Raw genomic sequence first — 18,776 nt, forward strand, 5'->3', positions numbered from 1 at the left:
GTTCAAGAAAAATAAAAATGATCGGGCAGGCGGTAACATGGGAACGGCGTACAAAGGCACGTTCGTCATCTCTTGGTCGCAGACAACCATCGACACACTCCAATCGGCTCCGGTCGATTTTCTGAGAGTGGGTGTCGCGTGGAGTTGGACAGGTGACGCGGTTCGGGTGGATGGCCCGAACGATCTGGTGCGACTGGACGAGGCAGAGGGCGAGGCAGACCGACGCAGACGCGCGGCCCGGATGGTTCGGAGGCTGGTTGGCGCGGCGATGGAGGACATCCCTGATCCTGCGGCGCTTGCCGTCGATCACCCGATCGCTGACAAGAGCTTTGTCGTCACCGATGGGGGCACAACCTATACCGTGACCCTGATCGAAACCGGCCCACAGAAACAACCGCTTCTGATGTTCCTCGATGGGGTTCCGCCGCGCGACCATGATCTCTGGGTGGTCCACGCCACGTTGGCGACGGTCGTCACCCAGACCGATGCCGAACATCAGGGAGCAGTGATCTGCTTTACGCCCGAAACGCGCATCCTGACCCCAGATGGGGTCAAACTCATTCACGAGCTGCGCGAAGGGGACTATGTCCAGACCAAGGACAACGGCGCCCAGCCGATCCAGTGGATGGGCCAGCGCCGGATGAGCGGCGCGCGTCTGTTCGCGATGCCCAAGCTGCGCCCGATCCGGATCCGTGCCGGCGTGTTCGGGTTGGACGAGCCGGACGAAGACCTGTTGGTCTCACCGGAACACCGGATGCTGATCAAGGGTCGGGTCGCCATGGATCTGTTCAACACGCCCGAGGTTCTGGTGGCTGCACGCGATCTCGTGGACCACGAACGCGTGTCGGTCGATCTCAATGTCCGCGAGATCACCTATGTTCACATGCTGCTCCCTCAGCACGAAATCCTGTTCGCCAACGGCGTTGAATCGGAAAGCTTCCACCCTGCCAACGCGGCTCTGTCGACGCTCGACCCGCAGGATCGCGACCGTCTGGGCCAGATGTTGCCCAACGTGGAATACAATCCGCAAAGCTACGGAAGTTACGCGCGGCGCAATCTGTCGGCGTCCGAGACAGCCATCCTGCTGCACGAAGCCGCCTGAACAAGGCTTTCGGGTCTACTCGAAAACCTCGTCGCGCTTGACGCCCCAATACGCGCCCTTGCGCGCCCAGCCCTTGTAGCCGCCGGCGGACAGTTCACACCAGTCCTGCTGGCACTGGCGCACCTCAGCCACGACCCCCAGCGACAGCTGTGCATTCACCTGAGTCGATGAATCGGGCCGCGCGTAGAGGTTCAGCATATCGACCTCGACGATCGCCGTCCGGACACCGGACAGAAGCGCATAATGCACCCACCCTCCGGCACCGTCGCGGTCCTGCACGCGCCGCCAGTGACCGTGTTCTGCAGTGATCTGCAACGGCATGTTGCGGCGCTTGTAGACCCAGTCGATCCGGTGAGAAAGCGACGGTCCCCGCCGAACATTCCCTTCGCTCGCCTTCATCGACACGAAACGCGGCAGGGGCAGATTCGTCACAGAGCCGCGCTCTGACGCGAAACCCGGTTGTGTGAAAATCGCCCCGGCAATCAAAACAACGGAGAACACTTTCCCAGACAACGCGCGGACGGAAAGCCAGCTCATGTGATGCGCCTCAATTTGCTCGGTTTTTTGGTTTTTGACGGCAGGTTCTTGTGCCTGCCGCGCCTTTGCGACACTCTGCCAAAACCTGACACGCCGGGAAAGTAGTGGGAGCGAACGCATGTCATCAAAACGTCTGAGTGTTGTCGTGACGCGACGCTTGCCGGACGCCGTCGAAACGCGCCTCAAGGAACTGTTCGACGTCCGTCTGAGGGACAGCGACACACCGATGACACAGGCCGAACTGACCGATGCGGTGAAGGAAGCCGATGTCCTGGTCCCGACACTCACAGACCGGATCGATGCCGGACTGATCGGCCAGGCCGGGGAGCGCCTGCGTCTGATCGCCAACTACGGCGCGGGCGTGGATCATATCGATGTAGACACCGCACGCAGCAGGGGCATCCTTGTGTCGAACACCCCCGGCGTGGTGACCGAAGACACCGCCGATATGGTCATGGCGCTGATGCTGAGTGTCACCCGCCGCATTCCCGAAGGTCTCAGCGTTATGCAGACCGGAGACTGGGACGGCTGGGCCCCGACCGCGTTCCTGGGTGGCCGCTTGGGTGGTCGCCGTCTGGGCATCCTTGGCATGGGCCGGATCGGCCAGGCTGTCGCGCGCCGCGCCAAGGCGTTTGGCATGCAGATCCACTACCACAATCGCCGCCGGCTGCGCTCCGAGATCGAGGATGCGCTAGAGGCGACCTATTGGGAAAGCCTCGACCAGATGGTCGCGCGCATGGACATCCTGTCCGTCAACTGCCCGCACACGCCATCGACCTTCCACCTGCTCAACGCCCGCCGGTTGAAACTTCTCAAACCCAGCGCGGTGATCGTGAACACCTCGCGCGGGGAAGTGATCGACGAAAACGCCCTGACCCGCATGCTGAAGGCGGGCGAGTTGGCCGGCGCAGGCCTCGACGTCTATGAACACGGCCATCGCGGTAACCCCGAACTGCGCAACATGCCGAATGTTGTCATGCTCCCCCATATGGGATCGGCCACGCAGGAAGGCCGACTTGAGATGGGTGAGAAAGTCATCATCAACGTCAAAACATTCGCTGACGGCCACCGCCCGCCCGATCAGGTCGTGCCCGCCATGCTGTGACAGGGGCCATTGGCCCTTGCCATCAGGTTAAAGTCAGGCGATGAACAAATCATGAACGCGCTTGAGTTTTCATTCCGCTCTGAAATCCTGCACGCCCTTCCCACGGGTGCGCTATTTTGGCCTGCGCAAAGGCTGCTTGTCGTGTCCGACCTGCATCTGGGCAAATCCGCCCGCGCCGCGCGGTTTGGCGGGGCGCAACTGCCTCCCTATGAGACCACCGAAACCCTGACGCGCCTCGCCACAGATCTCGACGCGACCAAGGCCCGGCGCGTGATCTGCCTTGGCGACAGCTTCGATGCGCCGACCCTGCAAACGGCCCTGCCCGAAGCCGATCTGCTCACGCTGACCACCCTGCAAGCCGGTCTCGATTGGACCTGGATCGAAGGCAATCACGATCCCGGCCCCGTGCAACTCGGCGGCACGCATCGGTACAGCCTGTCCATCGGCGCTCTGCACTTCCGCCATATCGCGGAGACGACACCGACGCCCGGCGAGGTCACCGGCCATTATCACCCCAAGGCAACGCTGTCCCTGCGCGGTCGTGCGCTGACACGTCCCTGTTTCCTGTTCGACGACACCCGCCTGATCCTGCCCGCTTACGGGGCCTTCACCGGCGGGTTGCACTGTAATGACCCTGCCCTCACCCGCCTGATGAGCCCCGGCGCACAGGCCATTCTGACCGGGACAAAGCCCTGCAAAATCCCGATGCCGGGCCTCGCCCCCTTGTCTTGACCCGCGCGGCATGCTCACTGTTTGGCATGACCACGAACCCCCGCATTCAAGCCAGCTTCGACAGCCAGTCCATGATGGCCACCTTGGGCGCCAAACTTGTCGAAACCGGCAACGGCACCGCAACCATCGCCGCGCCGATCCTGCCCGGATCGCGCCAGCAGCAGGGCTTCGGCCATGCCGGGCTGACCTTCTCCATCGGTGACAGCGCTGCAGGTTATGCCGCCCTGACGCTGATTCCCGACGACCAGGAAGTCGTGACCGCCGAGATCAAGATCAACCTGCTGGCCCCGGCCACAGGCGACCGTCTGATCGCACGTGGTCGCGTGATCAAACCGGGTCGTCGTCTGATCGTCGTCGCCTCTGACGTCTATGCCGAAACCGATGGCAAAGAACGCCATATCGCCAGCCTGATGGGCACCATGATGCCTGTCGATCTCTGAAGGAACCGCAACATGCCGACATTCAATCAGCCTTTGGGCGGCAACGACTCGCCCCGGTTTTCCGGCCCCAACACGATGATGCGCCTTCCCGCGCAGCCCACCGCCGAAGGGCTCGACGCCTGTTTCGTCGGCATCCCGATGGATCACGGCGCCTCAAACCGCCCCGGCACCCGGCTTGGCCCGCGCCAGATCCGGGAAGAAAGTCGTATGATGCGTCCCTACAACATGGCCACCGGCGCGGCGCCGTTCGAATGTATGCAGGTCGCCGATATTGGCGATGTGCCGATCAACACCTTCGATCTGAAGAAAACCATCGGCATCATCACTGACCATTACCGTGAGATCCTGAAGCACGGCACGATCCCCCTGACCCTCGGCGGCGACCATACGCTGACATGGCCGATCCTGCGCGCGATCAAGGAAAAACACGGGCCTGTCGCGTTGATCCATGTCGACGCCCATGCCGACACCAGCGACGAAATGTTCGGCGAGAAAGAAGCCCACGGCACCCCGTTCCGCCGCGCGTGGGAAGAAGGCTGCCTGCAGAACGACAAGGTCTGGCAGATCGGCCTGCGCGGATCAGGCTACTCCCCCGAGGATTGGGACTGGGCCAGAGACAAAGGTTGGACCGTGATCCCGGCGGAACAGTGCTGGTACAAGTCCCTCGCCCCGCTAATGACCGAGATCCGCGCCAAGATCGGGGATGCGCCGGTCTATCTGAGCTACGACATCGACAGCCTCGACCCGGCCTTCGCCCCCGGCACCGGCACGGTTGAAATGGGCGGTCTCAGCACATGGCAGGCGTTGGAAATCGTGCGCGGCTGCGCGGGGCTGAACCTTGTGGGGGCCGACCTCGTTGAAGTCTCCCCACCGTTCGACACCACCGGCACCACAGCGCTGATCGCATCGAACCTGCTGTTCGAAATGCTCTGCGCGCTGCCCAAGGCGCAGAAAAAGTAAGGCCGGGCAACCGCTCGGCCTATCGTTACGCTGTCAAACCTTCCGGCTCGGCCAAGCCATGCGCCCGGCAACAGGCGGTCAGGGTGTTGGCAAGCAGGCAGGCGATGGTCATCGGCCCCACACCACCCGGCACGGGCGTGATCGCCCCTGCCACCTCGGACACCTCTGCAAAATCCACATCGCCCAAAAGCTTGGTCTTCCCCGGTTTCTCGGGATGCGGGATCCGGGTGATACCCACGTCGATCACGGTTGCGCCCGGCTTGACCCAGTCGGCCTTGACCATCTCGGCCCGGCCCACTGCCGCAACAAGAATGTCCGCACGCCTGCAGACGCCCGCCAATTCCTTGGTCCGCGAATGCGCAATCGTAACCGTGCAGTTCTCCTGCAAAAGCAATTGCGCCATCGGCTTGCCGAACAGGTTTGACCGACCAATGACAACCGCCTCCATGCCCGACATCGCGCCAACCTGATCGCGCAGCAGCATCAGGCAGCCCAGCGGCGTGCAGGACACCAGACCCTTTTCCCCGCTCGCCAACAGCCCCGCATTGACGACGCTCAACCCGTCCACATCCTTGGACGGATCAATCCGTGCGACGACCGAGCGTTCGTTCAGATGATCCGGAACCGGGAACTGGCACAGGATGCCATGCACATTCGGATCGGCATTCAACTGGTCGATCAGCGCAAAGAGATCCGCCTCAGACACATCCGCAGGCAGCTTGTGCTCGAACGACGCCATGCCGACCTCAACGGTCTGCCTGTGCTTGGCCGCGACATAGACCTCGCTCGCCGGATCTTCGCCCACCAGCACCACCGCAAGCCCGGGCGTGATGCCGTGATCGGCCTTGAGCCGTGCCACGTGGTCCGCGATCTGCCCGCGCAAATTTGCTGCAAAGGCTTTTCCGTCGATGATCTGAGCGGTCATGATCCGTCCTTCTTCTTTTCTCAAATACGCAAATGCACCCGATCACATCCCCGAGCAAGGGTCTGTCAGGTGCATATTGCGGGATGGCGGGTGGGGCGATGGGCGATAGCCCGAGCGCCCACCTGCCATCAGTTCAAAACAGCCCTTCAATCTGGCCCGCGTCGTTCAGGCGGATGTTTTCCGCTGACGGCACACGCGGCAAGCCCGGCATCGTCATGATCTCGCCGCAGACCACCACGATGAACCCGGCCCCTGCCGACAGGCGCACTTCGCGCACCGGCACCGAATGGCCCGTCGGCGCACCGCGGCGGTTCGGATCGGTGGTGAAGGAATACTGCGTTTTCGCCATGCAGACCGGCAGGTTGCCATAGCCCTGCTCTTCCCAAAGCTTGAGCTGATCGCGGATCTTCTGATCCATCAGCGCCTCATCCGCACGGTAGATGCGCTTCGCGATGGTCTGGATTTTCTCGGACAGAGACATCTCGTCCGGGTAGATCGGTGCGAAATTCGCCTGACCCGCATCAGCCACTTCGGCCACCTTGCGCGCCAGATCGGCGGAGCCTTTCGACCCCAGTTCCCAGTGACGCGACAGGACCGCTTCGGCGCCGTGTTCCTTCACATAGGTCTTGATCGCCTCGATCTCGGCATCGGTATCGGTGACGAAGTGGTTGATCGCCACGACAACCGGCACGCCGAACGACTTGAGGTTCTCGATGTGGCGGCCAAGGTTCGGGCAGCCCTTCTTGACCGCATCGACATTCTCGGCACCCAGATCGGCCTTGGCCACACCGCCATTCATCTTCATCGCACGCACGGTGGCGACGCAGACCACGACCGAGGGCGCGATCCCGGCCTTGCGGCACTTGATGTTCATGAACTTCTCGGCACCCAGATCGGCCCCAAACCCAGCTTCGGTCACAACGTAATCTGCCAGCTTGAGCGCGGTAGTCGTTGCGATCACCGAGTTGCAGCCATGCGCGATGTTCGCGAACGGTCCGCCATGCACAAAGGCCGGGTTGTTCTCGAGCGTCTGCACGAGGTTCGGCTGCATCGCGTCCTTGAGCAGAACGGTCATCGCGCCCTCAGCTTTGATGTCGCGGCAATAGACCGGGCTGCGGTCGCGGCGGTAAGCCACGATCATGTCGCCCAGGCGCTTTTCCAGATCCTTGAGATCTTTCGCGAGGCAGAGGATCGCCATGACTTCGGAGGCCACGGTGATGTCAAAACCCGCTTCGCGCGGGAAACCGTTGGCGACGCCGCCGAGCGAACAGGTGATCTGTCGCAGCGCGCGGTCGTTCATGTCGACAACGCGCCGCCAGACGACGCGACGGATGTCGATCTCCTGCTCGTTGCCCCAGTAGATGTGGTTGTCGATCATGGCAGACAGGAGGCTGTGCGCGCTGGTGATGGCGTGAAAATCGCCGGTGAAATGGAGGTTCATGTCCTCCATCGGCACCACCTGCGCATAGCCACCGCCAGCCGCGCCGCCCTTCATACCGAAGTTCGGTCCAAGCGAGGCTTCGCGGATGCAGATCATCGCCTTCTTGCCGATATGGTTCAGGCCATCGCCCAGACCCACGGTCGTGGTGGTCTTGCCCTCGCCCGCCGGGGTCGGGTTGATCGCGGTCACGAGGATCAGCTTGCCGTTCGGGCGATCCTGCACCGAGTTGATGAAGGACTGGCTGACCTTGGCCTTGTCATGGCCATAGGGCAGCAGGTCGTCCGACCCGATTCCGATTTTCTCACCGATCTCCATGATGGGGCGCTTCTGCGCCTCGCGGGCGATCTCGATATCCGACTTATACGACATGAAAAGGCTCCCCTGTTCGGAACGTCATTTGCCCCACGCATACAGTTGCACACCAGAGCGGTGGCGCGGTGAAACCGACACTTCCAAGCAAAACTGCGGCGGGATCGACTTCGGATCGTCGCCAATCGGAAACCTTTCCCGGATTCGCCTAACCGCGCGCCTCGTCGAGGTGCGGCCAGACTGGCTGATCCGGCACATGAAGACGAAGCGTGTCCCCTACGCCAAGACGCCCCGGGCGCTCCACCCAGGCTGTGACACCCCGTCGGTTCTTCGCCGCCGTCTTGAACGCTTTGCCTTTGCCGGGAAGCACGTTCTCGATCTCGCGCGCCGGCAGATGGCATGGGCGATTTTCCATGTCGATGACCAGCGTCACGCCGTCCGGTCCCTGCAGGCGTGACGATGGCGGAACCAGCGTAAAGTCGGGGATACCCTCGATCACCAATGTCGCGCCCAGCCAGACCGGGTTGATCCCATCCAGACCCATCGCATCGGCAATCCGGGCAAGTTCTTCCGCAGAAACGATGGACAACTGACGCACGTTGGCAATCTCGGTCCCGCGCGGGTATTGCGACACAAGGCGGCTGCAGGACGGACGGGTGCGTCCGGAATGGCGTTCCCCAACCGGTCCGTCAAAGCTCAGTTCAAGCTCGTCCGCCGGGGACGACACGATCGACTCACCCTCTACAGGGACCCGCCCGATCCAGCGGATTGTTGCGGAAAACTCGGTAGGTTTAAGCGCGGGCATATGCGTTTCCTTCGTGATCTCGCACGCACAAAACCCTGTGCATCGGGCCAGGGCAACCCGAAACCGGACAGATTGCAACGTCCATTTTTGCCCACGCGGGCGCCCCAGACTCGTCTCATTCCTGCGCTACACCGACAGCGACGCATTAGGAGAGACCCTATGGAACTCCACACTTTTCCACGCCAGCGGCCGGAGGCCGGACACCGTCCGGGCCTGTCGGTGACCTTGCGATTCGATGCCGTGCATTTTCGCGAAGACTGCGCCGAACTCGCCCGACATGAGGACGGAACACCCTGCCCTATCGACGCGACCCGCGCGGATTTTCCGGGCATGTCCGATGGTGACTGGATGTGTGTCCAACATGACCTGGATGTACGCAGTTGCCTGATGGCACATAAAGCTGACAGTTTCTGGGATCTGCCTGCGGCACACCAGGAGCGGTTGGATCTGATGGCTTCCGCATTTCTGTGTGAAGATGATGAGCTTTCCACGCTGCTGAGCCATGTCGCTGACGCGGATCTCGTTGCACGGGTCAAAGACCTGAACCGCAAATGGACCGCTGCGGCCACCGTCCCCGGATCAGCATCCTAGAGCATGCTGCGCACACGCGGCTGAACTCCAATACCACCTCACCCGCGATCGATCCGCGGAGGTAGGTCACATCGGTACGGCCTCGCTCCCTGACCAACCCAAAGAAAAACGGCGCGAACCATGTCCGCGCCGTTATTCATTATTTATTGACCGGATCAGGCGGTCGGTTCCGGCTCGAACCCGCCATCCTCGGAGCGCGGTTTGGATTTCGCCTTCGTTTTCGGGATCGCCGTGATGCTCGGTTTGTCCGACACCTCGCCCGAGGCGTCATCATCGCCGGAATGCGGCGGCTCGCCCCGGATCACACGCTTGATCTCGTCGCCGGTCAGGGTTTCGTATTCAAGCAGGCCCTGCGCCAGACGTTCCCATTCCTCGTTCTTGTCAGTGAGGATTTTGTAGGCACGCTCGTAGGCTTCCTGAATGAAACGCTTCACCTCTTCTTCGATCAGTTCTTTGGTGTGCGCCGAAACCGAGAAACCAGCGGTATTGCCGCTGTAGCCTTCGGCGGCTTCACGGTAATCGATATTGCCGACCTTGTCCGACATGCCCCACTGCAGCACCATCGCACGCGCCAGCGCAGACGCCTGCTGGATGTCGCCGGCCGGGCCATTCGAGACATTCTCGGGTCCGTACTTGATGATCTCGGCCGCCTTGCCCGCCATGGTCATGGCCAGCTTTTCCTCGCATTCGGACTTGTGCCAGTTCAGACGGTCTATCTCGGGCAGAGAGACCACCATCCCCAGCGCGCCGCCACGCGGAATGATCGTGGCTTTGTAGACCGGATCACATTGCGGCAGTTCGAGCCCGACAATGGCGTGACCGGCTTCGTGATAGGCGGTCTTTTCCTTCTGCTCGGTCGTGAGAACCATGGAGCGGCGCTCCGCCCCCATCATCACCTTGTCCTTCGCGTTCTCGAAGTCTTCCATCGTGACAAAGCGACGTCCAACTCGCGCCGCCATCAACGCGGCTTCGTTCACGAGGTTCGCCAGATCTGCCCCCGAGAAACCCGGCGTTCCGCGCGCGATGATGCGCAGGTCCACGTCCGGACCAAGCGGTGTCTTGCGGGCATGGACGCCCAGGATTTTCTCGCGGCCCTTGATGTCGGGGTTCGGCACCGTCACCTGACGGTCAAAGCGGCCCGGGCGCAGAAGCGCGGGGTCAAGCACATCCCGACGGTTTGTGGCCGCCACGATGATCACACCCTCGTTGGCTTCAAAACCGTCCATCTCGACCAGAAGCTGGTTCAGCGTCTGTTCGCGTTCATCGTTGCCACCGCCATATCCGGCCCCACGGGCGCGACCCACGGCGTCGATTTCGTCGATGAACACGATGCACGGCGCGTTCTTCTTGGCCTGTTCGAACATGTCCCGGACACGGCTTGCACCGACGCCGACGAACATTTCCACGAAATCCGAACCCGAGATGGTGAAGAAGGGCACGCCTGCCTCGCCGGCAATGGCCCGCGCCAGAAGCGTCTTACCGGTACCCGGAGGACCGACAAGAAGCGCGCCTTTCGGAATCTTGCCGCCCAGCCGCGAGAACCGCTGCGGATTGCGCAGGAATTCGACAATCTCTTCAAGCTCTTCCTTGGCTTCGTCGATGCCCGCGACGTCGTCGAAAGTCACGCGGCCATGCTTTTCCGTCAAAAGCTTTGCCTTTGACTTGCCAAACCCCATGGCACCACCGCGACCACCGCCCTGCATCCGGTTCATGAAGTAGATCCAGACGCCGATCAGCAGAAGGAAGGGCAGCAGGCTCAGCAGGAAGGACTGGAAGCCCGATTGCTGCTGCTGCTCTGCCCGGATCGGAACGTCATTTGCGATCAGCAGATCGGTGACTGTGGCGTCTTCCGGTTTGATCGCGACATAGTCCTGACCGTCAGTGCTGCGGAACCTGACCTGTTCGCCGTCCAGTGTAACGGAACTGACCGTGTCGTTCTCAACCGATGCGACGAAATCGGAATAGCTGATTTCGCGGCTCTGCAGGGTGTTTCCACCGCCCGAGAAGATGTTGAAAAGCGCAAGGATCAGAAGGAACAGAACGACCCAAAAGGCGATATTTCGTGCGTTGCCCAAGGAAAATTCTCCTGAATCTGACAGGGGCGGAAAGGCCCGCGTCTCTTGGCCTATAACATAGACATGCGCGGCCCGTGTTCAATGCGAAAGACAAAATGCCTCAAAACCGGTGTCGGGCCGGCCCAGCACGTATCGCTGCAACCCGAAATCCGGGCCAAATCCAAGCGCGGGACAGGCCAGAAGACTGTCCCCCGACCATACGGACGGCAGCGCGCGGGCAGCCCGGTACGGAACGCTGAACGCCGAGCGATCGGCAAAGCTCTGCCATCCGTCGTCACCGAGCGCGCGCATTTCGCTGCCCGTCGGCCACTCTGTGTCACGCTCTGTTATGGCCCATTGCCCATCCCAGAGCGCATCCAGCGCTGCCACGCTGTCTTTCACCGCAGCATATTCGCGGAATACCCGCAGATGCGCCGTGTCCACGACGATCTCAGCGCCATGCAGCGTGCCGCCACGCCCTGAGAGCACCTGCTCCAACAGCGCCTCGCTCGCTGCTGCGCGCGGCTTGTAGGGCGCGGATGAGACATAGCAGAGCGCCGCCGAAAGCATCCGCAACTGCGTTTCCGCCTCAAGCGCCGCAAAACCGTCCCGGTCGATCCGCACCTGTCCCAAGGGTGCATCCCGCCCAACCCGCGCAACGGCTTCCGCAAGCCGGGCCTGCAACCCGTCACGCGCGCGCGCCATACGCCGTGCCGTGTCAGCAAGACCCGAAGTCGTGATGCCTTCTTCGCGCAGAAGATTTAACAAATGGCGAACGCGAACCCGGTGATATCCGCGATCCTCGTTTGTCGGATCGTCGACCCAGCGCCCTTGCAGCACCCGGATATAGTGCCGCAATTCCTCGCGCCGCATGTCGAGACATGGGCGCACAACGTCAAACCCCGGAATAGCCGCGCCGCGCGGAGGGCACCGGCCCGACACCTGCTCTTCGGTCAGGTCCGGAATACGCGGCGCATGTGGAACCACCGGTCGCCGGGGGCGCATTCCCGACAGACCATCGACACCCGAACCACGCGCCAGGCGCATCAGCACGGTTTCCGCCTGATCGTCCTGGGTATGCGCAAACAGAACGTGTCTCAGAGATCCGCGCCACCGGTCGACAAGCGACAGACGCGCCTGCCGCGCTGCGTCCTGCACGTTGCCGGTGCCATCCCAGCGCCAGCGCAGTATCGCGTGGGGCCAACCCAGCGCCGCACATTCCTCGGCCACCATACTGGCCTCGGCGGCACTCTCGGACCGCAATCCGTGATCCACCGTCACCACCCAAAGGCGCACACCATAGTCCCGGGTCCAATTGTGGGCGAGGCACAGCATCGCCATGCTGTCACCGCCCCCCGAGACGGCAAGACCGATGTCAGACGGAAATTCCGGGCCAAGCAACTGGCCCATCGCGTCGGCGAACCGCTGCCCGAGCGGTGCCTCGGTCACTGGCAGTTGAAGCGGGCTTTGGCGGCGTCGGCCTGAGCAATGGCATCGCCACTGCCCGGATAGCGCCCCGCAACCTCACTCAGGGTCACGCAGGCTTCGGCCACATTGCCGAGATCCCCCAGCGCCGCCCCCAGACGCCAAAGCGCCTCTGGCCCGGCGGAATCGTCAGGATACCCTGCGTATGCCTCAAGATATCGCCGCGCCGCTTCCCGCGTGTCGCCCAGCCCTTCGAGCGCCCGGCCCTCGGCCACCAGCGCCTGGGCTTCTAGCGGTCCGCCCGGGTAGGTCTGGCGGAAGGCCGCAAACTGGTCTGCGGCGGATTGAAAGTCACCCTGGGCGAGCGCCTCCCCGGCTCGCCGAAAGTCTGTTTCCTCACCCACCGCCAGTTCCGTGCCCCCGGTCGCAGGCGCCGGTTGCGGCGTTGCCGGAGCGGGCGCGGACGCCGCGCCACCCAAGGTCGGGCTTTTGCCCAAGGCGCCGATATCGCAGCCTGCTTCGAGTTCGCACAGCCGGAATTCCAGATCGCCCAGCCGCCGCGCGCCATCCTCGGCGACCTGGCTCACCCGGAAATCGAGTTCTTCTGTCTTGGCCGTCAGCCTTTGCAATTCTGCCTCGATCGCATTGATCCGGTCCAATGCGCCCGGTGGCAACGCGACGGTGCTGGCCCCTGTCGTGCTCAACTCGCGTTTGAGTTTCTGCAATTCGACAAACAGCACAGACATGTCCTGCCGGATATCGGCAAGAGTCTGCTCTGTCTGGGCCGTCACCGGCGCTGCGGACAGCGCCAGCACAAGTGCAAGGGACATCAGGCGCATTCAGGTCTCCGTCAGCTGCTCAGCCCGGCGGAGATGATCGTCACCGCCCGGCGGTTCTTGGCATAGCACGCCTCTTCCGAGCAGATTTCAATCGGACGCTCCTTGCCATAACTGACAAAGCGCAGTCGGCTCGCCGGGATGCCCTGTGCGATGAGGTATTCCATCACGGCATTGGCCCGGCGTGCGCCCAGCGCGAGGTTGTAGGCACGGGTGCCCTGTTCGTCGGCGTGGCCCTCGATCACGGCGTTGTAGTCGGCATTGGTCAGCAACCACTGAACCTGACCGTCCAGAGTGGCCCGTGCTTCCGGGCTCAGCGAAGACTGGTCCACGGCAAACAGCACCCGGTCTCCGACCGTCTGCTGGAAATACGCGGGTGAGCTTGGGTCGCTCGCGCTGCCGGGCACAATACCGCCTGCGCTGCCTGTGGCTGCGTTGAGATCGACCGCTCCGTTGTCGAACCGGTTTGCATTGGTGCATGCCGATACGGCCAGAACGGCCATCAGCATCGTGAGTTTCGCGGGTAGTCGCATAGGATGTCCTGCTCTTTTATGATTGGTCCGAAAGTACCACAGCCATGTGGCTGCGCCTAGTCATCTGCCGAGCGCCGGATTTTCGTCAGAAAACCCGGAACGCCCCGCAGTCATTTCTTGTGAACGCACAAAGATCACTGAAGCGCCCCCCAGCTTGGGTCCGAAGCCCCTTCCGGCGTGCGAACACGCTTCAGATTCCGGCCCGAGATATCCACGGTATAAAGCGAGGACGACCCCTGCGCCCCCTGCGTTTCACGGGCGAACATGATCACGCGCCCGTTCGGTGCCCAGGTCGGTCCTTCGTCAAGGAAGGAGGCCGTCAGCAGACGCTCTTCGGATCCGTCGGTCCGCATCACCCCAATATGGAACCGACCCGCGTTCTGCTTGGTGAAGGCGATCATGTCGCCCCGGGGCGACCAGACAGGGGTTGAATACCGCCCCTGACCAAAGCTGATCCGCCGTGCTTCACCGCCGCTGGCGGACATCACATAGAGTTGCTGCGTGCCCGACCGGTCGCTTTCGAATACGATCTGGCTGCCATCCGGCGAATAGCTCGGCGCGGTTTCGATCGACGGCGCGCTGGTCAGCTGGCGCACGCCGCCGCTGCCAATGTCCATTGCCCAGATGTCGGTGTTCGACCCTTGGGTCAGCGAATAGACCACGGTTTGCCCGTTCGGCGCAAAGCGCGGCGCGAAACTCATCACACCGTCCTGTCCCTGCAGAATCCGGCTCTGCACGGTGCCGACTTCAAGCACATGCACGCGCGGCATACCTGTTTCATAACTGGTATACAGCACCCTCTGACCGTCATCGGAAAACCGCGGTGCGAGCACAAGCGCGTTGCTGCCCGTCAGGAACTGCACATTGGCCCCGTCATAATCCATGACGGCGAGGCGCTTGACCCGCTGATCCTTCGGTCCGCTTTCCGAAACAAAGACCACCCGGCTGTCGAAATACCCGCTTTCACCGGTGATCCGGCTGTAGACTTGGTCCGCCACCTTGTGCGCCATCCGCCGCCAGCCGTCAGGCGTTCCTGCAAACTGCATACCCTGCCCCAGCTCGGTGCCGGCGAACACGTCCCAGACCCGGAATTTGACGATCACGCGATTGCCGTCGGAACTTACGGCTCCGGTCACAAGCGCCTGCGCGTTGATCGCCTTCCAGTCCGCAAACTGAACCGGGCTGCCAAAACTGGTGATCTGGCTGATATGTGCCTCACGGGGCACCTCGCGGAACAGACCGGTTCCCGTCAGATCCTCGGCAACGACCCGCGCGATCTGCTGGGCCAGTTGCTGCGCACCTGCGCTTTCGGCGACGAAATCCGGCACCGCATAGGGCAGCGGTTCGACCACGCCCTCGGTGATCTCGATCCTGAGAGGCCCGCTTTGCGCCATGGCCACCATCGGCGCGCTGACCGCCATTCCCAAAACCGTCAACAGCATAGCGACGACCTGTTTCATCGGATCCTCATACTCTCGGGGTTGAATGTCATCTCGACAGTCTTCCACTGATCAAATTTCTCTGGCGGCAGGTTATACCCGTCGCCCTGACAGCGCAAAATCGCGCGGCGCGCAGCCTGAAACGCAGTTTCCACGGCAGAACCGCTGCCGCCCTCTGCCGCCAGCATCCTCAGGCTTGAACTCACGACACGCCCGGATCGATCCATGTCGAACCCAACTGTGACCGTCACGTTGGCCGCCTGTGAGCCCACATCGACCACCCAGCAATCCTGAACGGCAATGCGAAACCCGTCGGTTTCACCCTGTGTCAACGGGGGTCCGCTCGGGCCGTCCGTGGCTCCGCCGGACAGAGCTTCTTCCAGCGCGCCTGCAATCGCCGAGGCTGTCGCATCGGCTGCGGCTGTGTCTTCCTGTGCCGGGGGACTGGCCTCCGGCGCAGACGCCGGTTCCGACGGCGCTTCTGCCGTCTCCGTCTGCGGGGGTGTTGGCGCGGGTCGGTTCGGTCTCACCTGCGGACGTACAGATGCCGAGGGCGCACGCGCCGGTTCTTCCGCTTCCGTCACGATCTCGGTGGTCGCGGCCTCGGGCGCCGTGGCCTGCTGCTCTTCCGCGTCCGTCACATCCGGCGTCTCGGACCGTTCGACCGTTTCCTGCACCTCAGGCGCAACCTCTGCATCCGGTGCGGGCTCGGGCACGGCCTCGGGTGCCACACGCGGGGCGGGGCGCGGGATCGGTCGCAGGGCCACTTCGGGGGCCTCGACCTCGGGTACCGGTTCAGGGGCCGGGGGCTGCGGCAGCGTCTCGACCACTTCGGGTTCGGGTTGCGGCAACACTGGCTGCGGCGCCGGATCGGGGTCCGACACCTCGGGTTCAGCCGGTTCCGGCGGCGGTGTTGGCTGCGCGTCCTGGACCGGTGGTTCAGGCGGTTGTTCTTCGATCTGGGGCTGAGGCAGCGCCGCCGGCTCGGCACCCAGTTGCGGAGCCGCCTGCGGCTGCATCATCGCGGCGAACTGCGCCTCGGAGATGACCGAAACCTCAGCCACCTGAACCTCGGGCGGATCGCTGCGGAACATGCCGCCAAACAGCGCCCAGAGGATCAGAATCCCATGGGCACCACCAGAGATATAATGGCCCGTATGCACCGCCCGCCTCAGCCATCCGACCCGTCAAGCACGGGACCCCCGGTATCGGTCACCAACCCGATGGAACTGAACCCACCCGCGTTCAGCGCGCCCATGATCTGCGCGACGATCTCATAGGTCACCGCCCCATCGGCCCGCAGGAATACCCGGTCGTCCGAGCGTTCAGCGGCGATTGCCCGCAACCGCGACACGAGATCTTCGCGCGCCACTTCTGTGTTCTGGATCGACACCGTGCCGTCTGCTGAAATCGTAATGGTCAGCGGCTCTTCAGTTTCCGAAGGCAAGGTCGAAGCTGCGGTTTTGGGCAATTCGACCGGAACGCCGACCGTCAGCAGAGGGGCCGCCACCATGAAGATGATCAAGAGGACCATCATCACGTCGACAAAGGGCGTGACGTTGATTTCCGACATGGGCACAGCGCGGCCCTTGCGCCGCCTGCGCCCGCCGCCACCACCGGATTTGACCACGCCTCCGCCCATGGCTCAGCTGTCCAACTGACGGCTGAGGATCGTGGAGAACTCGTCGGCAAAGGATTCGTAGCCCGCCAGGATACGGTCACTGTCCGCCGACAGCTTGTTGTAGAAAACAACCGCCGGAATCGCCGCCAGAAGGCCCAGACCGGTGGCCAGCAGCGCTTCGGCGATACCGGGGGCAACGACCACCAGCGACGTATTCTGCTGCTGCGCGATTTCGACAAAGGCGTGCATGATGCCCCAAACGGTGCCGAACAGACCCACAAACGGCGCCACCGACCCGACGGTTGCAAGAACCGCGAGGTTCTTCTGCAGATCCTCGGCTTCTTTCTGAATCGCCACATCCATCGACCGGTCGATCCGGGCATGCGCCCCGGCAATCAGCCCGCCATCGTCCCTGTGAGACCGTCGCCATTCGGTCATGCCGGCCGCAAAGACGCGCTTTGCCCGTCCCTGCGGCTCGGGTCCGATCTCGTCGAACAGCTCGTCCAACGGCTCGCCCGACCAGAACGCCCGGTCGAACTCCGCCGCCTCGGCCCGCGCCTTGCGATAGGCGATCAGCTTTTCGAAAATGATCGCCCACGCCCAGAACGACGCCAGCATGAGCATGATCATGACAATCTTCACCGTCAGTGTGGCGCGCGCGAAAAGGCCCCACATGGAGAAATCAATCTCCTGCGCCAGCGCAAGTGTTTCTGCTTCCATCTGCCTGCTCTTTAGCCGGTTGGCCCCAATTCTCCGGGCTCTGATTACCAGCCTCAATACCGCAATTGCAGGGGAAACGCCAACACAATGGCGTCAGAACAGCCGCAAACGGTCCGTCTAGTGAATCTGACGGCGGATATTTGCCGGAAGCCGTGCGGGCGCACCGCCCTCTCCGACGCAAACCACCGTCACTTCGGCCTGAAACAGCAGGTCATCGCCCCGAACCACCTCCTGCGACATGATCAACCGCACGCCGGTGACGGCTTTGACAACGGTGCGCACAAGAAGCTCGTCATCGAATTTCGCGGGCCTGAGGTAGTCGGCCTCAACCCGGCGCACGACAAAGACAACGCCATCCTCTTCGCGCATCGCATTCTGGTCGACTCCCAGCGACCGCACCCAGTCTGACCGCGCCCGTTCGATATAGCGCAGGTAATTGGCGTAGTAGACGATCCCGCCCATGTCGGTGTCTTCGTAATACACCCGGATCGGCAGTTCATGCACCATCAGTTCACCTCTCCCTGGGCCACCTGCATCCGTGCGGCAAGGCGCAGCGCGTGGCTTGCATCATCCGCCTTCGCCGGCATCACCGGATCGTACCCAGCGCGGATCAGCGCACCGATCTCTGGCCGCAGCACCACCCGTCCATCCTCCAACTTTCCCAAAGGCGACCGGTCGGTGAACGCCACATCGGACCAGAGCAGCATCGACTGCACCACCTGGCTCAGCGCCAGTGTCTCGGCGGGTTGCGCCGACATCACCTCGTCCATCCGCAGGAATATGAAACAGGCCTTGATCGCGCCCGCCTCATCAAACCGGAACACGCGGTACTGGTTCGCCTCCGCCTCCGCAAGCCGCTCCACAAGAGGGGCAAGACCGTCGATCAGCCGGTCCAGATCGGGAACCGCCAGCAATTCGTCCCATTCACGGAAGAAGAACACCATCACATTGGTGCCAAGCTCCGGATCCGTCTCGGCCATGTGATGGCCCGCCATGGCACAGACCGCTTCGAACGCGCCTTTGACAACGGACAGCGTGGCGTCCTCGACACCGAACACGATCGGCGCAATCGGACGTCCCCAGCGGGCAAACAGATAGCTCCCATCGGACCGGGTGAAAAACCGCTCGACCTCGGCTGCGTCCATCATGGGCACCGCCCCCTTGCTTCTTCTTTTTCCAAATATGCAGTCACGACCACTGG

At 62.7% G+C, this 18,776-nt stretch carries 20 protein-coding genes; 6 read left to right on the forward strand and 14 right to left on the reverse strand.

Annotation, left to right across the window (positions count from 1 at the left end; genetic code table 11):
* Window positions 1–37: 37 nt before the first annotated feature.
* Window positions 38–1,102, forward strand: coding sequence for a Hint domain-containing protein (locus tag MGEO_RS14925; protein ID WP_085639490.1), 1,065 nt, complete (start codon window positions 38–40; stop codon window positions 1,100–1,102).
* 15 nt (window positions 1,103–1,117) lie between these two features.
* Here the strand turns inward: MGEO_RS14925 and MGEO_RS14930 are convergent, their stop codons facing one another.
* Complete coding sequence (locus tag MGEO_RS14930) at window positions 1,118–1,639, reverse strand: SH3 domain-containing protein (RefSeq protein WP_085639686.1); 522 nt, start codon at window positions 1,637–1,639, stop codon at window positions 1,118–1,120.
* 118 nt (window positions 1,640–1,757) lie between these two features.
* On the opposite strand from MGEO_RS14930, the gene MGEO_RS14935 reads away from it, so the two are divergent.
* From MGEO_RS14935 to speB, 4 genes are read left to right on the forward strand one after another with little or no spacing between them, the layout of a single operon-like run.
* Window positions 1,758–2,744 carry a 2-hydroxyacid dehydrogenase gene (locus MGEO_RS14935; protein WP_085639493.1) on the forward strand — a complete coding sequence of 329 codons (987 nt, stop codon included), beginning with the start codon at window positions 1,758–1,760 and terminating at the stop codon, window positions 2,742–2,744.
* 51 nt (window positions 2,745–2,795) lie between these two features.
* Window positions 2,796–3,476: a ligase-associated DNA damage response endonuclease PdeM gene (pdeM, locus tag MGEO_RS14940; RefSeq protein WP_085639496.1), complete on the forward strand. Its 681-nt coding sequence runs from the start codon at window positions 2,796–2,798 to the stop codon at window positions 3,474–3,476.
* A gap of 26 nt (window positions 3,477–3,502) precedes the next feature.
* Window positions 3,503–3,916 (forward strand): PaaI family thioesterase, encoded by a 414-nt coding sequence (locus tag MGEO_RS14945; protein ID WP_085639689.1) that lies wholly within the window; start codon window positions 3,503–3,505, stop codon window positions 3,914–3,916.
* A 12-nt stretch (window positions 3,917–3,928) separates the two neighbouring features.
* The gene (gene speB / locus MGEO_RS14950; RefSeq protein ID WP_085639499.1) at window positions 3,929–4,876 is read left to right on the forward strand and encodes an agmatinase; all 948 of its coding nucleotides are present in this window, start codon (window positions 3,929–3,931) and stop codon (window positions 4,874–4,876) included.
* Window positions 4,877–4,901: 25 nt separating this feature from the next.
* On the opposite strand, the gene folD is transcribed toward speB, so the two are convergent.
* The 3 genes from folD to MGEO_RS14965 all read right to left on the reverse strand — a co-directional run bounded on the left by folD (window position 4,902) and on the right by MGEO_RS14965 (window position 8,356).
* Complete coding sequence (folD, locus tag MGEO_RS14955; protein ID WP_085639502.1) at window positions 4,902–5,801, reverse strand: bifunctional methylenetetrahydrofolate dehydrogenase/methenyltetrahydrofolate cyclohydrolase FolD; 900 nt, start codon at window positions 5,799–5,801, stop codon at window positions 4,902–4,904.
* 133 nt (window positions 5,802–5,934) lie between these two features.
* Window positions 5,935–7,611 (reverse strand): formate--tetrahydrofolate ligase, encoded by a 1,677-nt coding sequence (locus MGEO_RS14960; protein ID WP_085639505.1) that lies wholly within the window; start codon window positions 7,609–7,611, stop codon window positions 5,935–5,937.
* Between the two features lie 148 nt (window positions 7,612–7,759).
* Window positions 7,760–8,356, reverse strand: coding sequence for an MOSC domain-containing protein (locus MGEO_RS14965; RefSeq protein ID WP_085639508.1), 597 nt, complete (start codon window positions 8,354–8,356; stop codon window positions 7,760–7,762).
* 159 nt (window positions 8,357–8,515) lie between these two features.
* Here MGEO_RS14965 and MGEO_RS14970 point away from each other — a divergent pair, with 159 nt between their 5' ends.
* The gene (locus MGEO_RS14970; RefSeq protein WP_085639511.1) at window positions 8,516–8,947 is read left to right on the forward strand and encodes a hypothetical protein; all 432 of its coding nucleotides are present in this window, start codon (window positions 8,516–8,518) and stop codon (window positions 8,945–8,947) included.
* Between the two features lie 155 nt (window positions 8,948–9,102).
* Here MGEO_RS14970 and ftsH read toward each other — a convergent pair whose 3' ends face one another.
* From ftsH to MGEO_RS15020, 10 genes are all read right to left on the reverse strand, one after another.
* On the reverse strand, window positions 9,103–11,022 hold the full coding sequence (gene ftsH / locus MGEO_RS14975) for an ATP-dependent zinc metalloprotease FtsH (protein ID WP_085639514.1): 1,920 nt from the start codon (window positions 11,020–11,022) through the stop codon (window positions 9,103–9,105).
* Between the two features lie 78 nt (window positions 11,023–11,100).
* Window positions 11,101–12,450 carry a tRNA lysidine(34) synthetase TilS gene (gene tilS / locus MGEO_RS14980; protein WP_233139939.1) on the reverse strand — a complete coding sequence of 450 codons (1,350 nt, stop codon included), beginning with the start codon at window positions 12,448–12,450 and terminating at the stop codon, window positions 11,101–11,103.
* Entirely contained in the window at window positions 12,447–13,265 is an 819-nt protein-coding gene (locus MGEO_RS14985; RefSeq protein WP_198948116.1) for a tetratricopeptide repeat protein, read from the reverse strand. The genes tilS and MGEO_RS14985 overlap by 4 nt, the downstream gene beginning before the upstream one ends.
* 11 nt (window positions 13,266–13,276) lie before the next feature.
* Window positions 13,277–13,795, reverse strand: a complete 519-nt coding sequence (gene pal / locus MGEO_RS14990; RefSeq protein WP_085639517.1) for a peptidoglycan-associated lipoprotein Pal — start codon at window positions 13,793–13,795, stop codon at window positions 13,277–13,279.
* A 134-nt stretch (window positions 13,796–13,929) separates the two neighbouring features.
* Window positions 13,930–15,255, reverse strand: a complete 1,326-nt coding sequence (gene tolB / locus MGEO_RS14995) for a Tol-Pal system beta propeller repeat protein TolB (protein WP_085639520.1) — start codon at window positions 15,253–15,255, stop codon at window positions 13,930–13,932.
* Entirely contained in the window at window positions 15,252–16,397 is a 1,146-nt protein-coding gene (locus tag MGEO_RS15000) for a cell envelope biogenesis protein TolA (RefSeq protein ID WP_085639523.1), read from the reverse strand. The genes tolB and MGEO_RS15000 overlap by 4 nt, the downstream gene beginning before the upstream one ends.
* A gap of 8 nt (window positions 16,398–16,405) precedes the next feature.
* The gene (gene tolR / locus MGEO_RS15005) at window positions 16,406–16,876 is read right to left on the reverse strand and encodes a protein TolR (protein ID WP_085639526.1); all 471 of its coding nucleotides are present in this window, start codon (window positions 16,874–16,876) and stop codon (window positions 16,406–16,408) included.
* A 3-nt stretch (window positions 16,877–16,879) separates the two neighbouring features.
* On the reverse strand, window positions 16,880–17,575 hold the full coding sequence (gene tolQ / locus MGEO_RS15010; RefSeq protein WP_085639530.1) for a protein TolQ: 696 nt from the start codon (window positions 17,573–17,575) through the stop codon (window positions 16,880–16,882).
* A 117-nt stretch (window positions 17,576–17,692) separates the two neighbouring features.
* A complete protein-coding gene (ybgC, locus tag MGEO_RS15015) occupies window positions 17,693–18,082 on the reverse strand; it encodes a tol-pal system-associated acyl-CoA thioesterase (protein WP_085639533.1) in 390 nt (129 codons plus the stop codon).
* The gene (locus MGEO_RS15020; RefSeq protein ID WP_085639536.1) at window positions 18,082–18,723 is read right to left on the reverse strand and encodes a hypothetical protein; all 642 of its coding nucleotides are present in this window, start codon (window positions 18,721–18,723) and stop codon (window positions 18,082–18,084) included. The genes ybgC and MGEO_RS15020 overlap by 1 nt, the downstream gene beginning before the upstream one ends.
* Window positions 18,724–18,776 lie beyond the last annotated feature (53 nt).

It is taken from the genome of Marivita geojedonensis (assembly GCF_002115805.1).
GTDB lineage: Bacteria > Pseudomonadota > Alphaproteobacteria > Rhodobacterales > Rhodobacteraceae > Marivita > Marivita geojedonensis.

Bases quoted from the DNA above. Each gene is read 5' to 3' on its own strand.
- MGEO_RS14925 (WP_085639490.1), top strand. From the start codon at position 38: ATGGGAACGGCGTACAAAGGCACGTTCGTCATCTCTTGGTCGCAGACA.
- MGEO_RS14985 (WP_198948116.1), bottom strand. From the start codon at position 13,265: ATGCGCCTGATGTCCCTTGCACTTGTGCTGGCGCTGTCCGCAGCGCCG.
- pal (WP_085639517.1), bottom strand. From the start codon at position 13,795: ATGCGACTACCCGCGAAACTCACGATGCTGATGGCCGTTCTGGCCGTA.
- MGEO_RS14970 (WP_085639511.1), top strand. From the start codon at position 8,516: ATGGAACTCCACACTTTTCCACGCCAGCGGCCGGAGGCCGGACACCGT.
- MGEO_RS14945 (WP_085639689.1), top strand. From the start codon at position 3,503: ATGACCACGAACCCCCGCATTCAAGCCAGCTTCGACAGCCAGTCCATG.
- MGEO_RS15020 (WP_085639536.1), bottom strand. From the start codon at position 18,723: ATGATGGACGCAGCCGAGGTCGAGCGGTTTTTCACCCGGTCCGATGGG.
- MGEO_RS14960 (WP_085639505.1), bottom strand. From the start codon at position 7,611: ATGTCGTATAAGTCGGATATCGAGATCGCCCGCGAGGCGCAGAAGCGC.
- ybgC (WP_085639533.1), bottom strand. From the start codon at position 18,082: ATGGTGCATGAACTGCCGATCCGGGTGTATTACGAAGACACCGACATG.
- folD (WP_085639502.1), bottom strand. From the start codon at position 5,801: ATGACCGCTCAGATCATCGACGGAAAAGCCTTTGCAGCAAATTTGCGC.
- speB (WP_085639499.1), top strand. From the start codon at position 3,929: ATGCCGACATTCAATCAGCCTTTGGGCGGCAACGACTCGCCCCGGTTT.
- pdeM (WP_085639496.1), top strand. From the start codon at position 2,796: ATGAACGCGCTTGAGTTTTCATTCCGCTCTGAAATCCTGCACGCCCTT.
- tolB (WP_085639520.1), bottom strand. From the start codon at position 15,255: ATGAAACAGGTCGTCGCTATGCTGTTGACGGTTTTGGGAATGGCGGTC.
- MGEO_RS14935 (WP_085639493.1), top strand. From the start codon at position 1,758: ATGTCATCAAAACGTCTGAGTGTTGTCGTGACGCGACGCTTGCCGGAC.
- MGEO_RS14965 (WP_085639508.1), bottom strand. From the start codon at position 8,356: ATGCCCGCGCTTAAACCTACCGAGTTTTCCGCAACAATCCGCTGGATC.
- MGEO_RS14930 (WP_085639686.1), bottom strand. From the start codon at position 1,639: ATGAGCTGGCTTTCCGTCCGCGCGTTGTCTGGGAAAGTGTTCTCCGTT.
- tolQ (WP_085639530.1), bottom strand. From the start codon at position 17,575: ATGGAAGCAGAAACACTTGCGCTGGCGCAGGAGATTGATTTCTCCATG.
- tolR (WP_085639526.1), bottom strand. From the start codon at position 16,876: ATGGGCGGAGGCGTGGTCAAATCCGGTGGTGGCGGCGGGCGCAGGCGG.